Source organism: Streptomyces sp. SCUT-3 (assembly GCF_014083985.1).
In the GTDB taxonomy this organism is placed as follows: domain Bacteria; phylum Actinomycetota; class Actinomycetes; order Streptomycetales; family Streptomycetaceae; genus Streptomyces_H; species Streptomyces_H thermolineatus.
Genome location: NZ_CP046907.1, coordinates 3,919,596 through 3,934,943, shown reverse-complemented (window position 1 = coordinate 3,934,943; position 15,348 = coordinate 3,919,596). Strand labels below are relative to the sequence as shown.

The following is a 15,348-nucleotide window of genomic DNA, read 5'->3' as shown; positions in this document are numbered from 1 at the left end:
GCCGACCGTGTCCGACCACCTTGCCGTCCTGACCACGGCCGACAGCGCGGAGCGGGCCGAGGCGCTCGCCGCCGGCGCCGTGGAGAAGCGGCTCGCCGCCTGCGCGCAGGTCGACGGCCCCGTCCGCAGCGTCTACCGCTGGCAGGGGAAGGTGGAGCACGACGCCGAGTGGCGGGTCCTCTACAAGACCACCGCGGCGCGCTACCCGGAACTGGAGGCCCACATCAAGGCCGTCCACACCTACGACACGCCCGAGATCATCGCCACCCCGATCACCGCCGGCAGCGACGAGTACCTCGCCTGGCTGAGCACGGAGACCACGGCCTGACCGGGCGCCGAGGGCGGGATTGCCGTCGCCGGGCCGGGCGGCGGGCCGCGGCGGGATCCCGCGGCGCCGGGCCGGGCGGCGGGCCGGGGCGGGGTCCCGCCGGCGGCCCGGCGCCCGTCAGCCCTGCGGGCCGGGGGCGGCCACGGCGCTCTGCGGGCGGATCGGCAGGCGGTTGACCGGGCGGCCGGTGGCCGCCCGCACCGCCGCCGCGACGGCCGCCGGGGAGGTGACCACCGGCACCGCGCTCGCGGCCTTGGCGCCGAACGAGGCGACCACGTCCCGCTCCTCGATCAGCTTCACGACCCGCACGTCCGGCGCGTCCAGCGCCGTCGGCAGGGAGTACCCGGTCAGGTCGGGCCGCTTGACCAGGCCGCGCGAGGTCCGCAGGTTCTCCATCAGCGCCATGCCGACACCCTGCGTCACCCCGGCCTCGATCCTGGCCCGCAGCCGGCGCGGGTTGAGCACCCGGCCCACGTCCTGGGCCACGGCCATCTCCACGACCCGGATCGAGCCCATCTCGATGTCCACGTCGACCACCGCGCGGATCGCGGCGAAGGCCAGGCCGACGAAGGCGTCGCCCTGCCCGCTGTCGTTGAGCGGCTCGGTCGGGTGCGGGCGGCACTGCGCGGTCGCCCACAGCTCCTTGCCCGCGACCTCCTCCGCGACCGTGGTGCTCAGCACCCCGTCGTAGGAGGTGATCTTCCCGTCGGCGATGGTCAGCAGCTCGGCCGACATGCCGAACTTGGCGGCCAGCGGCTGCAGGAGCTGGGTGCGCACCATCTTCGCGGCCCGCTCCACCGCCCCGCCGGAGACCCAGGTGTGGCGGCCGCGCGCCGACGGCCCGGCAGGAGGCTGGTCGGAGTCGACGGGCAGCACGTGCACCGTCTCCACCCCCAGGACCTCCTGGACGATCTGGCGGGCCAGCGTGGCGAAGCCCTGGCCGGTGTCGACCGCGGCGCAGATCACCGACGCCTCGCCGTCGTGGACCCGGACGGTCGCCGTGGACACCTCGTCGGCGCCCTCGGCGCCCAGCATGTGCACCATGCCCAGCGCGTAGCCGACGCCGCGCCGGACCGCGCCCGGCTCCCCCGCGCCCTCGAGGCCGCCCGGCAGCAGCCACTCGCTCTCCGGGGTGTCCAACGGCAGTGCGGGCAGCGGCTCGTCGCGCACCGCCTTGAGCAACTCGCCCACGGGAGCGGGGCAGGTGACGGCCTGCCCGGTCGGCAGCAGGTCGCCGGTGGCCATCACGTTGCGCATCCGCAGCTCGACCGGGTCCAGGCCCAGTTTCGCCGCGAGCTTGTCCATCTGCCCTTCGTAGGCCGCGCACACCTGCATCGCGCCCTCGCCCCGCACGTGCCCCGACGGCGGGTTGTTGGTGCGCACCGCCCAGCCCTCGACGAAGACGTGCGGCACCACGTACGGGCCGGCCGCGAAGGAGACCGCGGCGGCCAGCGCCTCGGCGGAGGTGTCCGCGTAGGCGCCCGCGTCCAGCAGGATCTGCGCCTCGACCTTCACCAACCGGCCCTCGGAGTCGGCGTGGTGACGGTAGCGCAGCAGGGTGGGGTGGCGGTGTGCGTGGCTGAGGAACGACTCCTCCCGGGTGGCCACGTACTTCACCGGGCGGCCGGTGCGCAGTGCCAGCAGGCCCAGCGGGATCGTCGTCCCCGGGTCCTCGCGGTCGCCGGTCGCCCCGGGCACGCCGGTGACGACGACCCGCACCCGCTCCGGCTCCAGGCCGTAGCAGGCGGCGGCCAGGTCGCGGTCGGCGTGCGGGTCGGTGGAGGCCACGTACAGCTCCACGCCGCCGTCCGGCCGGGGCACGGCCAGGCCGGCCTCCGCCCCGATCGGCGCCGGGTCCTGACGCCCGATCCGGTACAGGCCGTCGACCACCACCTCGCCGACCGCCCCGGCGTCGCCGAAGCGCAGCGGGATGTAGCGCACCAGGTTGCCGTCGGGGTGCAGCGGCGGCTCGTTGAACGCCTTCTCCGGGTCGGTGACCGGCTCCAGCACCTCGTACTCGACGGCGATCGCCGCGGCGGCCAGCCGGGCGGTGTCCGGGTGGTCGGCGGCGACGGCGGCGATCGGCTCCCCGTGGTGGCGCACGACGTCCTTGGCGAACACCGGCCGGTCGGCGACGCGCCGGCCGTGCATGGGGTCGCCGGGCACGTCGTCGTGGGTGACGACGGAGCACACGCCGGCCATCGCCTCGGCGGCCGAGGTGTCGACGGAGACGATGCGGGCGTGCGGGTGCGGGGAGCGCAGCACCGCGGCCCACAGCAGCCCCTCCGCCCACAGGTCGGCGGCGTAGGGGAAGGTGCCCTGCGTCTTCGCGGAGGCGTCCTCGGGCATCAGGGACGCCCCCAGCCCGAACGGGGCGGGCGCCTCCTGCGCACCGGCCGGGCCGACCGGCGTTCCACCGGACGGAGCAACCGTCGTCGCGTCGGGTCCGGTGGTCACGCCGGGTCTCCTCCGTCCCTGCTGTCGGCCCCCTGGAGGCCGGTCGGGTGCGGGACGCCCGCCGCGTCGGTGTCGGCGTCGGCGGCGCCGTAGGCGTCGCCCGCGGCGGCCGCCTCGGCCGCCTCCCGTTCGTCGGCCACGCGGCGGACCGCGTCGAGCACCGACCGGTACCCGGAGCAGCGGCACAGGTTGCCGCACAGCGCCTGGCGGGCCTCCAGCTCGGTGGGCCGGTGGTTGCCCTCGAGCAGGTCGTGGACGGTCATCGCCATGCCCGGGATGCAGTAGCCGCACTGCACCGCGCCGGACTCGGCCAGGGCCCGCTGCACGTCGGACGGCCGCCCGTCGACGGCCAGGCCCTCCACCGTGCGCACCTCGCAGCCGGCGGTGGTCGCAGCGGGCACCAGGCAGGAGGCGACCAGGCGGCCGTCGACCTGGACCGAGCAGGCGCCGCACTCCCCCTGCTCGCAGCCGTCCTTCGCCCCGGCGAGCCCGAGGCGCTCGCGCAGCACGTAGAGGAGGGACTCCCCTATCCACGCGTCGGTGACGGGCCGCTCGGCGCCGTTGACCCGCAGCACGTAGGAGGCCAGGGGGTGCTCGAGGTACGGGTCGTCGACCGGTTCGCCCTCGGGGTCCCCGGGGGCGGGGGGCGGCGGCGCGGCGGACGGCGGCACGGCGGACTCGCCGGAGCCGTCCGGGAGGGAGGGCCCTGCGTCCCCGCCCCGGTCGCCGGTGCCGTCCGCGGGTTCGGGTGCCGGTTCGGGTTCGGGTTCGAGCGCGGGCGCGGCGGATCCGGGGAGCCCGGCGCCGGGGACGCCGGGCTCCCCGGCCGGTCCGGCGGCGGCCCCGAGGGACGCGATCCGGTCGATCGGGTACTCGATCGACTCGTCCCGCAGGTCGGAGGAGGCCGGGATCTCCCACTGGCCGGTGCCGCCGAACCCGCCCGGGTGGCCGAACTGCCCGCCGGAGACGGCACGGGGGTCGTACGGCTCCCGGACACCGTCACCGTGTCCGTCGTACTCGCCGCCGCCCCCGGCGTGCGGCGCGTCGGAGGGCTCCGAAGCGTCCGAAGCATCCGGGACGTGCGGTGCGTCCGGGACGTGCTGTGCGTCCGGGACGTGCTGTGCGTCCGGGACGTGCGGGTCGTGCGGGGGCACGTCCTCCGCCGGGGCGGCGGGGACCTCGTAGGCGGGTCCGGGCTCCCCGTGCACGGCCGACTGCTCCCCGTGCCGGTCCTGCGCGTACCCGCCCTGCGTGTACCCGTCCTGCGCGTACTCCTCCTGCGCGGGCGTTCCCCGCCCGTCGGCGGCGTCCGTGCCGGGCTGTTCCGCGTATTCACCCGGGTCGGGGACCTGCCACTGCCCGGAATCCCCCGGGGCACCGTGGTCGAAGCGGTACTCCCCCGACCCCTCGCCCTGCGGCACACCCTCCGGAACGCCCTGCGCGGCCTCCTGCGGCACCTGCCACTGCCCGGAACCGTCCGGGACCCCGTACTCGAACCCGTACTCCCCGGAACCCCCGCCCCCAGGGGCACCGGACCCGGGAGCACCGGACTCCGCGCCGGACTGCTCCGCGTATTCACCCGGACCGGGGACCTGCCACTGCCCCGAATCCCCCGGAACACCGTGGTCGAAGCGGTACTCCCCCGACCCCTCGCCCTGCGGCACACCCTCCGGAACGCCCTGCGCGGCCTCCTGCGGCACCTGCCACTGCCCGGAACCGTCCGGGACCCCGTACTCGAACCCGTACTCCCCGGAACCCCCGCCCCCAGGGGCACCGGACCCGGGAGCACCGGACTCCGCGCCGGACTGCTCCGCGTATTCACCCGGACCGGGGACCTGCCACTGCCCCGAGTCCCCCGGGGCGCCCTCGCCCGGCGCGCCGTACTGCGCCTCCCCGTAGCGGGGCTCCTCGTAGTGGGATTCCCCGTACTGCGCACTCCCGTAGCCCGGCGCTCCCTCGTACTGGGCGCCGGCGTACTGGGCGCCGGCGTACTGGGCGCCGGCGTACTGGGCCCCGTACGGGCTCCCGCCGTAGGAGGTGTCGCCGTGCCGGGCGTCCCCGTACGCCGCCCCGTCGTGGGGGGCGTCCGGGTAGGGGGTTCCGTCGTGGGGCGCGGCGGGGGCGGAGTGGGGGCGGTCCTGGTCCGCGTGCCACTGCCCGGGCGGCGGCGCGTAGCCGTGGCCCGGTGCGGCCAGCGGGTCGGTGAGGCCGGGCATGGCCGACAGGTCCGGCAGGCCCATGGCGTCGAGCGGCACGCTCATGGTGGAGTCGGAGTCGTACTCGCCCCCGTGGGGCAGCGGCTGCCACACGCCCCGGCCCGGCTCGAACCCGCCCTCGTACTGCGGCTGCTGTCCGTCCATCCCCTCGCCCCGGGTGTCGTCCGCGTCGGTCATGCCAGCGCCCTTCCCAGTGCTCGGCGGGCCAGTGCGGCAACGGTACGCCGCAGGTGCACGACGGCGGCGGAGAGCGTCCCGGACTCGGCGCTGCCGTCGTCCGGCGCCGGGGCGGGGATGCACGCCTCGGCGACGTACTCGCCGAAGGCCGTGCACGCCTCGGGGTCGAGCTTCCGCTCGCCGTCCCAGTCGACGAGGGAGGCCACCCAGGCCTCCGCCTCCAGGGGCCGCAGCGGCATCGGGGCCACCGCGCCCACCGCGCACCGCACTCCGCGGCGCGCCGGGTCCAGGACGACGCACACCGAGGCGGTGGCGCGTCCGGGGCCGGTGCGGCCGGTGGCCTTGAGGAAGGTCTGGGGCGCGTGCAGCAGCGGCACGCGCACGTGGGTGAGGAGTTCGCCGGGGCGCAGCGGGTCCATGCCGGTGAGCAGGTGGCTGACGGGGACCTCCCGGGCCCCCTCGGGGCCGAGGAGGAGCACCGTCGCCTCCAGAGCCGCCAGCACCGGCAGCGCGTCGCCGGTGGGCGCGGCGGTGACGATGTTGCCGCCGAGCGTGCCGGCGTTGCGGACCTGCGGGGGGCCGGCGGCGCGGGCGGCGGCGGCCAGTCCGGGGATCAGCGCGGCGAAGTCGGGGCGGCCCATGCGGGCGTGGGTGAGGCAGGCGCCCAGGAGGGCGTGGCCGTCCTGGTACTGCCAGCCGCGCAGTTCGTTGACCCGGCCGAGGCCGATGAGCCCGGCGGGGCGCAGCAGTCCGGAGTTGACGGAGGCCATCAGGTCGGTTCCGCCGGCGACGGGCACCGCCGCGGGCATGGCCGACAGTGCCGCCACCGCCTCGTCGAGCGAGGCGGGCAGGGTCACCGTGCGCGCCATGTGCCGTCCGGATGTGCTCACCCAGCTGCCCCTTCCCCGGCCGCGCGGCGGCAGCCGCGATCGTCGCTGTGCGCCGTACGGTACGTGCCGACAGCGCGGACGTGGCAACTCTGGCACATCTTCGGGTCCGTGTGCTGCCTGGGTCCACGACGGGCGGCGACGGCCGGCGCGGGCGGCCGGGCCGCCCGCGCCCCGGGCCGGACCGCACCGGGCGGCCGGCGCCGGGTGCGGTCCGGGCGGTGTCAGCCCTTCTGCCCGCCCTTGTCCTTGCCGCCCCTGCCGCGGTCCTTGTCCCCGCCGGGGCCCATGGTCTCGTAGATCTCCTTGCACATGGGGCAGACCGGGTACTTCTTGGGATCGCGCCCGGGCACCCACACCTTGCCGCACAGTGCGACCACGGGGGATCCGGAGAGCGCGCTCTCCATGATCTTGTCCTTCTGCACGTAGTGGGCGAAACGCTCGTGGTCGCCGTCGCCGTTCGACACCTGCGGGGTCGGCTCGACGAGGGTTCCGGTGCCCGCGCCGCGCTCGGGCTCGAGAGGAGTGCTGCTCATGACGGCCAGCCTAATTGAGGGACGGGTCGTCCGGGTACGTCGCCACCATCGCCAGTTCGCTGCGCTGCCGGCGCAGGACGGCCCGCCACAGCCGCTCCGGGTCCGGCGAGTAGACGTCCCCCGGTTCGGACTCCACGACGTACCAGGCGCCTTCGGCGACCTCGTCCTCGAGCTGCCCGGGGCCCCATCCGGCGTAACCGGCGAAGATCCGCAGCGAGCCCAGCTCGGCGGCCAGCAGTTCGGGCGGGGCGTCCAGGTCGACCAGGCCGATCGCCCCGTGCACCCGGCGCCACCCCAGCGGGTCGCCCTCCTGCGCCTCGCCGGGCACGACGGCCAGACCCAGCGCGGAGTCCAGGGAGACCGGGCCGCCCTGGAAGACCACCTGCGGGGAGCCGGCCAGCCCGGCCCACGGCTCCAGTACGTCCCCCACGCCGAGCGGGGTGGGGCGGTTCAGGACCACTCCGAGCGATCCCTCCTCGTCGTGGTCGAGGAGGAGCACCACGGCCCGGTCGAAGTTCGGGTCCGCCAGTGCCGGTGTCGCGACGAGCAGCCGGCCGGTGAGCGAGGACACCTCCGTCATGCCCACATGATCCCGCATCCGGGGCCGCAACGGGATGGTCAACAACGGATCCGGTGCACCGCCGGGACGCGGCGGTGACGCTGGGCGCCCGTACGGGGACGCCGGGTGCGCGGCCGCGGGTCCGGAACGCGCCCGCGCACCCCCGGACCTATCGGCGGCCCCCCGGGCGGCCATTACCATTCCATGAGCGGTGCGGCGGCCCCCTCGAACCGAGGGCCGGCACCGAACAGACAGGCCCAACCGGCCTTTGGCCCCTGCCCAACTCCAGGAACGCGAGATCCATGACCGACGACGTCCTGCTTGTCCATGGCGGCACCCCGCTCGAGGGCGAGATCCGTGTCCGAGGTGCGAAGAACCTCGTGCCCAAGGCCATGGTGGCCGCCCTGCTCGGCAGCAGCCCGAGCCGCCTGCGCAACGTCCCCGACATCCGGGACGTCCGCGTCGTCCGCGGCCTGCTGCAACTGCACGGGGTGACCGTGCGGGCCGGCGAGGAGCCGGGCGAGCTGGTCATGGACCCCTCCCACGTGGAGAGCGCCAACGTCGCCGACATCGACGCGCACGCAGGCTCCTCGCGCATCCCGATCCTGTTCTGCGGGCCGCTGCTGCACCGGCTGGGCCACGCGTTCATCCCGGGCCTGGGCGGCTGCGACATCGGCGGCCGGCCGATCGACTTCCACTTCGACGTGCTGCGGCAGTTCGGCGCCACCATCGAGAAGCGGGCCGACGGGCAGTACCTGGAGGCCCCGCAGCGGCTGCGCGGCTGCAAGATCCGGCTGCCCTACCCCTCGGTCGGCTCGACCGAGCAGGTGCTGCTGACGGCCGTGCTGGCCGAGGGCGTCACCGAGCTGAGCAACGCGGCCGTGGAGCCGGAGATCGAGGACCTCATCTGCGTGCTGCAGAAGATGGGCGCGATCATCTCCATGGACACCGACCGCACCATCCGGATCACCGGCGTGGACCGGCTCGGCGGCTACAACCACCAGGCGCTCCCGGACCGCCTGGAGGCCGCGTCCTGGGCCTGCGCGGCCCTGGCCACCGAGGGCAACGTCTACGTGCGCGGCGCCCAGCAGCGCTCGATGATGACCTTCCTCAACACCTTCCGGAAGGTCGGCGGCGCCTTCGACATCGACGACGAGGGCATCCGCTTCTGGCACCCGGGCGGCCCGCTGAACGCGATCGCCCTGGAGACCGACGTCCACCCCGGCTTCCAGACCGACTGGCAGCAGCCGCTGGTGGTCGCCCTGACCCAGGCGTCCGGCCTGTCCATCGTCCACGAGACGGTCTACGAGTCGCGGCTGGGCTTCACCTCGGCGCTGAACCAGATGGGCGCGCACATCCAGCTGTACCGCGAGTGCCTGGGCGGCACGCCCTGCCGCTTCGGGCAGCGCAACTTCCTGCACTCGGCGGTGGTCTCCGGCCCGACGAAGCTGCAGGGCGCCGACCTGGTCATCCCCGACCTGCGCGGCGGCTTCTCGTACCTGATCGCGGCGCTGGCGGCCCAGGGCACCTCCCGGGTGCACGGCATCGACCTGATCAACCGCGGCTACGAGAACTTCATGGACAAGCTCCCGGCGCTGGGCGCCAAGGTGGAGCTGCCCGGCCGGTCCGGCTGACGGACCCGGCGCCGCAGGCCCCGGCCCCCCGGGGCGGGGGCCTGCGGAAACAGCGGAGGGCGGCCTCCCGCGGGACTCGCGGGCGGCCGCCCTCGCGGCTTGTGTGCGGCCCTCCCGGGCCGGTCACGGCACCGGTGGTCGTCCTGCCGGTGCCGCGGGGGCTCACTTGCCCTTGGCGGCTTCCTTCAGCTTGGAGCCGGCCGAGACCTTGACGCTGTAGCCGGCCGGGATCTGGATCGGGTCACCGGTCTGCGGGTTGCGCGCGGTGCGCGCGGCGCGGTGGGTGCGCTCGAAGGTCAGGAAGCCCGGGACGGTGACCTTCTCGTCGCCCTTGGCGACGATCTCGCCGACGACCTCGGCGAAGGCGGCCAGCACCGCGTCGGCGTCCTTGCGGGTCACCTCGGCACGCTCGGACAGAGCGGCAACCAGCTCACTGCGGTTCATTACGTACTCCCGTGTTCATCTTGCGTTTGAGCCATTGAGGCGTGAGTACCAAGCTGTTGCTACTTCTCGCCCGGATACGCATCCTGCCCTTATACAGAGGGGGAATGCCAATCCGGCGCCCGCGAGGGTCACACGAAAAGCGGCTTGTAAACGGCTTGATGACTCTGTGTCGTCACGCCGCTCCGGCACCCGCTGCCCTGGCGGCCTCCCGGACCGCCGTGGCGACCGCGCCGGCGACCTTGTCGTTGAAGACGCTGGGCACAATGTAGTTCGCGTTCAGCTCGTCCTCGTGCACCACGTCCGCCAGCGCCCGGGCCGCTGCCAGCATCATGCCGGTGTCGACGGTACGGCTCTGCGCGTCCAGCAGACCGCGGAACACGCCCGGGAAGACCAGCACGTTGTTGATCTGGTTCGGGAAGTCGCTGCGGCCGGTGGCGACCACGGCGGCGGTGCGGCGGGCGACCGCCGGCTCGACCTCCGGGTCGGGGTTGGCCAGCGCGAAGACGATGGCGCCGTCGGCCATCGCGGCGACGTCGTCGCCGTCGATGACGTTGGGGGCGGAGACGCCGATGAAGACGTCGGCGCCGCGCACGGCCTGCTTGAGCGTGCCGGTGAAGCCCTCGGGGTTGGTGTTGTCCGCGATCCAGCACAGGGCGCTGCCCGGGTCGGCGTCGACCAGGTCGGCGCGGCCGGAGTGCACCACCCCGTGGATGTCGGCGACGACCGCGTGCCGCAGGCCCGCGGCCATCAGCAGCTTGAGGATGGCGGTGCCGGCCGCGCCGGCGCCGGACATGACGACCCGCACGTCCTCGATCTTCTTGCCGACCACGCGCAGGCCGTTGGTCAGGGCGGCGAGCACCACGATGGCGGTGCCGTGCTGGTCGTCGTGGAAGACCGGGATGTCCAGGGCCTCGCGCAGCCGGGCCTCGATCTCGAAGCAGCGGGGCGCGGAGATGTCCTCGAGGTTGATGCCCGCGAAGCCGGGGGCGACGGCCTTGACGATCTCCACGATCGCGTCGGTGTCCTGGGTGTCCAGGCACAGCGGCCAGGCGTCGATGCCCGCGAAGGTCTTGAACAGGGCGGCCTTGCCCTCCATGACCGGCAGCGCCGCCATGGGGCCGATGTTGCCCAGCCCGAGGACGGCGGAGCCGTCGGTGACGACGGCGACGGTGTTCCGCTTGATGGTCAGCCGGCGGGCGTCCTCGGGGTTCTGCGCGATCTGGGTGCACACGCGCGCCACGCCCGGGGTGTAGACCATGGACAGGTCGTCGCGGCTGCGGATGGGGTGCTTGGAGTGCATCTCGATCTTGCCGCCGAGGTGCATCAGGAAGGTCCGGTCGGAGACCTTGCCGATCGAGACGCCCTCGATGCCGCGGATCTTTTCCACGATCTCGTCGGCGTGGCCGGTGGAGGTGGCGGCGACGGTGACGTCTATGCGGAGCTTCTCGTGGCCGGACGCGGTGACGTCCAGGCCGGTGACCGAGCCGCCGGACGCCTCCACCGCGGTGGTCAGCTGGCTGACCGCGGTCCCGCTCGCGGGGACCTCCAGCCGCACCGTGATGGAGTTGGAGACGCTCGGTGCCGTTGACATGGTCGACTTTCCTCCGCTTTTTTCACTGTCTGTTGTGACAAACAGATGCTGCCACCTACCGGCCGGTAGGCGTGAACCCGTCCTGCGGCCGCAGCACGAAGCTGCCGGGGGGACGGCGCGGGGGAAAGCTTGCGTTCCAAACGGTCGCGGGTCCGGAGCCGTGACGGAATGACAACCGCGGAGGGTTTGTTAGCCTGGACGTGGCACCGGCCCGATCCAAGCCCCCGGGCCCAACCTTAGTCGCTTCGAGCGACCACTTGCCGCGAGGCGAGCATGGCGGGTCGGTGTCGCAGGCGTCGGCCGGGCGCCCCTCGGAAGAGGGGCGCCCGGCCTTCTTCGTGCCCGGCCTTCTTCGGGCACCGCACGGCCGGTCGGCGTCAGTCCCGCAGGAGGTCCGGCACGCCGTCGGCGTCCGGGAGGTCCGCCTCCGCGGACAGCACCGTCAGCCGCTGCGTCGCCCGGGTCAGCGCCACGTACAGCACGCGCAGGCCGGCCGGGGACTCGTCCGCGACCGCGGCCGGGGAGACCACCAGCGTCGCGTCGTACTCCAGGCCCTTGGCCTCCAGGCTGCCCAGGGCCACCACCCGGTCGCCCAGGCCCTTCAGCCAGCCGCGGGCCCGCTGCCGCTGCCCCATCGGGACCACCACGCCGACCGTGCCCTCCACCTCGTCCAGCAGCCGCTCGGCCTCCGCCCGCACCGAGGCGCCCAGGTCCGGCCCGGCCACGGCGAACCGCGGGACCAGGCCGGTCGAGCGCACCGCGACCGGCGGCCTCGTCCCCGGCATCGCCAGCGCCAGCACCTTCGACGCCACCTCCGCGACCTCGGACGGGTTGCGGTAGTTGACGGTCAGTTCGAAACTGCGGCGGGTCCTGCGGCCCAACGCCTCGTCACGGGCCTGCTGCGCCTCCTCCGGGTCGCTCCACGAGCTCTGCGCGGGGTCCCCGACGACCGTCCAGGTCGCGTTGGAGCCGCGCCGCCCCACCATCCGCCACTGCATCGGCGTCAGGTCCTGCGCCTCGTCGACGATGACGTGCGCGTAGTCGGTGCGCTCCTCCGCCTGCCGGTCCCGCCGGCCGCGGCCGGCCGTCCGGTCGGCGTAGGTCGTCACCTCGTCCAGCCCGGTGAGCTGGTCCTGCGGGTCGACCTGGCGCACCCGCGCGCGCGGCTGCGGGCCCAGGACCGTGTCCAGTTCGTCCAGCAGCGCCACGTCGTGCACCGACAGCGGGCCCCGCCCCCGCTCGTCCAGCCGCCGCAGGGAGCGCGCCACCAGCCGCACCTCGCGCGGGTTCAGCACCCGGCGCGCCCAGCGGCCCAGCCGCCTCTCGTCCGACATCGCGGCCAGCACCGCGCGGGGGGTGAGCGCGGGCCACCAGGCGTCGAGGAAGCCGGTGAAGGAGTCCTCGGTGGTGACGTCCTCGTCGAAGGCGCGGCGCTCCTCGGCGGCCAGCTCCGGGTCGGGGAAGGACCGGCCGGCCGCCGCCTGCGCCCACAGCGCGTCCAGCAGCAGCCGGCGGGCCCTGGGGCGCAGCAGGTTGACCGGGGCGGTGCCGCCGAGCGCGGCGTTGCGGATCCGGCGGAGCTCCGCCTCCTCCAGCACCAGGGTGCGGCCGAAGGCGACGACGCGCAGCGAGGCCGGGACGGCGGGACCGGCCGGGGCGGCGCCGGCCGGCTCGTCGTCGAAGAGCCGCAGGTCGTCGCCGGACTCCGCCCCCCGCCCCTGCCGCACGGCCGGCACGGGCGCCTCCAGCGCGCCGCGGGCCGCCCTGCGGAGCACCTTGACCATGCGCAGCGACCCCTTGACCCGGGCCACCGGCGGCTCGTCGTAGACGTCCGCCGAGGCCCCGGCCGCGTCCTCGGCGAGCGAGCCGAGGGCGCGGATCGCAACCTGCCCCTCCTCGCCGAGGGAGGGCAGCACGCCCTCGGTGTAGGAGACCAGCAGCGGAGTGGGGCTGACCACCAGGATGCCGCCGGCGTAGCGGCGCCGGTCCTGGTAGAGCAGGTAGGCGGCCCGGTGCAGGGCGACGGCCGTCTTGCCCGTGCCCGGCCCGCCGGTGACCTCGGTGACGCCGCCGGCCGGGGCCCGGATCACCAGGTCCTGCTCGGCCTGGATGCTGGCGACGATGTCGCGCATGGTGTGGCTGCGGGCTCGGCCCAGGGCCGCCATCAGCGCGCCGTCGCCGACCACCGGCAGGCTGTCCCCGTCCAGGGTCACGGACAGCTCGGGGCGCAGCAGGTCGTCCTCGACGCCCAGGACCTTCCGGCCCTTGCTGCGGATCACCCGGCGGCGCACGACCCGGCCCGGGTCGACCGGGGTGGCCCGGTAGAAGGGCGCGGCGGCGGGCGCCCGCCAGTCGATGACCAGCGGCGCGTAGTCGGCGTCCAGGACGCCCAGGCGGCCGATGTGCAGGGTCTCGCCGATCGCCGCCTCGCCGCCCTCCCCGACCGCGTCCTCGGCGGGATCGACGGAGGTGAACGCGCCGTCGGGGCCGCGCCGGCCGTCCTGCCCGCGGAGCAGGTCGATGCGCCCGAAGAGGAAGTCCTCGAACTCGTTGTTCAGCCGGTTCAGGTGCAGGCCGGCCCGGAACACCTGGGCGTCGCGCTCGGCGAGCGCCCCGGGCGTGCCCACCTGGCTGCGCCTGGCGGCGTCGTCCATGAGGAACTCGGCCTCGTGGATCTTCTCCTCGAGCCGGTGGTACACCCGGTCCAGGTGCTGCTGCTCGCCCGCGATCTCCCGGTCCCGGACAGTGTCCTGCGCGGTCACGCAAGGACCCCCTTCTGCATGTGCTCGTCCCTGCCCCGCGCTGTTCGTTCCCCCCGCGAGGCCGCCCGGAGGGCAACGCACGCGACCGCGTGCGGATTCCCGCGAGGCAGCCTGGCACCGTATCCCACCCCGGAGCCCGCACGCACGCCCGGCACCCCGTACGGCGGCCGGCGCGGGACCGGAGGTCGGCGCCGGTGCGGGACGGGGCGGCGCTCCCCCGCCGTCCGGCGCCGGTGGCGGACGGCCCGCTCCCGGTTGCCGCAGGTCTCGCTGCTGCACCAGCGGCGGCGCCCGCCCCGCGAGGAGTCCAGGTGGACCAGCGGGCACGCCTCGCCCTCGCAGCGGCGCAGCCGGGCCCGCGCGGCGGGGTCGGTGAGCAGGTCCACCGCGTCCCGGGCGACCGCGCCGAGCAGTTGCTCGCAGGTGGGAGGGGCGGCCAGGGCACGGCGCAGGGCCCCGTCGCGGCCCCGCACGGCGCGCGGGGCGGAGCGGGTGGTCGGGGCGGCGGACGGGCGGGCGAGCAGGCGGGCGGGCGAACGGGGTCAGTCCCGCCGGTCGCCGTACTTGGTGTCCGCGGCAGGGTCCAGGGCCAGCCGGTAGCCGCGCTTGACGACGGTCTGCACCAGCCCCGGCTCCCCCAGGGCCGCGCGCAGCCTGGCCATCGCGGTCTCCACCGCGTGCTCGTCGCTGCTCTCCCCGGGCAGCGCCCGCAGCAGCTCCGCGCGGGCGACGACCCACCCGGGGCGGCGGGCCAGGGCCCGCAGCAGCGCCATCCCGGCCGGGGGCAGGGCCCTCAGCCGCCCGTCGACGACCGCGGCGCGGCCGCGGATCTCCAGCCGGTGCCCGGCGACCGGCAGCGGGCGCACCCGGCCGGGCAGCTCGGCGCAGAGCAGCTGGACGAGCGGGCCGAGGCGGAAGCGCTCCGGCTGCACGGTCGGCACGTCCGCCTCCTGCAGCGGGATCGCCGTGACCGGGCCGACGCAGGCCGCCAGCACGTCCCCGCGCAGCGCCTCCAGCAGTTCCTCGCGCATGCCGCGTTCGGCCGCCCGGGCGAGCAGGCCGGCGACGGCCGGGGCGCTGGTGAAGCTGACCGCGTCGACCCCGCGGGCGGCGACCGCGTCCAGCAGCCGGTCGACGGGGGCGGTGTCCTCCGGCGGCATCCAGCGGTAGACGGGGACGCCCACGACCTCGGCGCCGGCCGCCCGCAGCGACTCGACGAACCCGGGCAGCGGCTCGCCGTGGAGCTGGACGCAGACCCGCCGGCCGGCCACGCCCTCGTCCAGCAGCCGCCGAAGGACCTCGGCCATCGACTCCGAGGTCGGCGACCAGTCCTCCCGCAGTCCGGCCGCGCGGATCGCCCCGCGCACCTTCGGCCCCCGGGCGAGGAGCTCGGTGCCGCGCAGCCCCTCCAGCAGCGCCTCCCCCAGCCCCCAGCCCTCGGCCGCCTCGATCCAGCCCCGGAAGCCGATCGCGGTGGTGGCGACCACCACGTCCGGGCGGGAGGCGGTCAGCGCCTCGGTCGCGGCCATCAGTTCGGCGTCGTCGGCCAGGGGGACGATGCGCAGGGCGGGGGCCCGCAGCACCGCGGCCCCGCGCCGCTCCAGCAGGGCGACCAGGTCGTCCGCGCGTCTGGCGGCGGTGACGCCCACGGTGAATCCCGCCAGGGGGAGGACTCCTGCCGGCTCCGCCCGTTCCTGCCGCTCGTCCGCTGGGTTCATCGTCGTGCCCCGTTTCGCTGGAGGTACCCGGGAATGGTT

At 75.3% G+C, this 15,348-nt stretch carries 11 protein-coding genes and 1 pseudogene; 2 read left to right on the top strand and 10 right to left on the bottom strand.

What is annotated here, in order from left to right:
- Nucleotides 1-7 precede the first annotated feature (7 nt).
- Entirely contained in the window at nucleotides 8-328 is a 321-nt protein-coding gene (gene cutA, locus GQS52_RS17395; RefSeq protein ID WP_182314303.1) for a divalent-cation tolerance protein CutA, read from the top strand.
- Between the two features lie 117 nt (nucleotides 329-445).
- On the opposite strand, the gene GQS52_RS17390 is transcribed toward cutA, so the two are convergent.
- From GQS52_RS17390 to GQS52_RS17370, 5 genes are all read right to left on the bottom strand, one after another.
- On the bottom strand, nucleotides 446-2,785 hold the full coding sequence (locus GQS52_RS17390) for a molybdopterin cofactor-binding domain-containing protein (RefSeq protein WP_259370832.1): 2,340 nt from the start codon (nucleotides 2,783-2,785) through the stop codon (nucleotides 446-448).
- Nucleotides 2,782-5,178 (bottom strand): 2Fe-2S iron-sulfur cluster-binding protein, encoded by a 2,397-nt coding sequence (locus GQS52_RS27095; RefSeq protein WP_259370831.1) that lies wholly within the window; start codon nucleotides 5,176-5,178, stop codon nucleotides 2,782-2,784. Before GQS52_RS27095 ends, GQS52_RS17390 begins: the two co-directional genes overlap by 4 nt.
- Complete coding sequence (locus GQS52_RS17380) at nucleotides 5,175-6,068, bottom strand: FAD binding domain-containing protein (protein ID WP_259370830.1); 894 nt, start codon at nucleotides 6,066-6,068, stop codon at nucleotides 5,175-5,177. Before GQS52_RS17380 ends, GQS52_RS27095 begins: the two co-directional genes overlap by 4 nt.
- 221 nt (nucleotides 6,069-6,289) lie before the next feature.
- Nucleotides 6,290-6,601, bottom strand: coding sequence for a DUF3039 domain-containing protein (locus tag GQS52_RS17375; protein WP_182314302.1), 312 nt, complete (start codon nucleotides 6,599-6,601; stop codon nucleotides 6,290-6,292).
- A gap of 10 nt (nucleotides 6,602-6,611) precedes the next feature.
- Nucleotides 6,612-7,181 (bottom strand): YqgE/AlgH family protein, encoded by a 570-nt coding sequence (locus tag GQS52_RS17370; RefSeq protein WP_182314301.1) that lies wholly within the window; start codon nucleotides 7,179-7,181, stop codon nucleotides 6,612-6,614.
- A 281-nt stretch (nucleotides 7,182-7,462) separates the two neighbouring features.
- On the opposite strand from GQS52_RS17370, the gene murA reads away from it, so the two are divergent.
- Nucleotides 7,463-8,794, top strand: coding sequence for a UDP-N-acetylglucosamine 1-carboxyvinyltransferase (gene murA, locus GQS52_RS17365; RefSeq protein WP_182314300.1), 1,332 nt, complete (start codon nucleotides 7,463-7,465; stop codon nucleotides 8,792-8,794).
- Nucleotides 8,795-8,956: 162 nt separating this feature from the next.
- Here the strand turns inward: murA and GQS52_RS17360 are convergent, their stop codons facing one another.
- The 5 genes and pseudogenes from GQS52_RS17360 to GQS52_RS17340 all read right to left on the bottom strand — a co-directional run bounded on the left by GQS52_RS17360 (nucleotide 8,957) and on the right by GQS52_RS17340 (nucleotide 15,309).
- Nucleotides 8,957-9,238 carry an HU family DNA-binding protein gene (locus GQS52_RS17360; protein WP_182314299.1) on the bottom strand — a complete coding sequence of 94 codons (282 nt, stop codon included), beginning with the start codon at nucleotides 9,236-9,238 and terminating at the stop codon, nucleotides 8,957-8,959.
- A gap of 172 nt (nucleotides 9,239-9,410) precedes the next feature.
- Entirely contained in the window at nucleotides 9,411-10,829 is a 1,419-nt protein-coding gene (locus GQS52_RS17355; RefSeq protein WP_182314298.1) for an NAD-dependent malic enzyme, read from the bottom strand.
- Nucleotides 10,830-11,206: 377 nt separating this feature from the next.
- Nucleotides 11,207-13,591 (bottom strand): UvrD-helicase domain-containing protein, encoded by a 2,385-nt coding sequence (locus GQS52_RS17350; RefSeq protein ID WP_182314297.1) that lies wholly within the window; start codon nucleotides 13,589-13,591, stop codon nucleotides 11,207-11,209.
- Between the two features lie 215 nt (nucleotides 13,592-13,806).
- Nucleotides 13,807-14,076, bottom strand: a pseudogene (locus tag GQS52_RS28425) (CGNR zinc finger domain-containing protein); the annotation flags it as partial.
- A 57-nt stretch (nucleotides 14,077-14,133) separates the two neighbouring features.
- Nucleotides 14,134-15,309, bottom strand: coding sequence for a uroporphyrinogen-III synthase (locus GQS52_RS17340; protein ID WP_182314296.1), 1,176 nt, complete (start codon nucleotides 15,307-15,309; stop codon nucleotides 14,134-14,136).
- Nucleotides 15,310-15,348 lie beyond the last annotated feature (39 nt).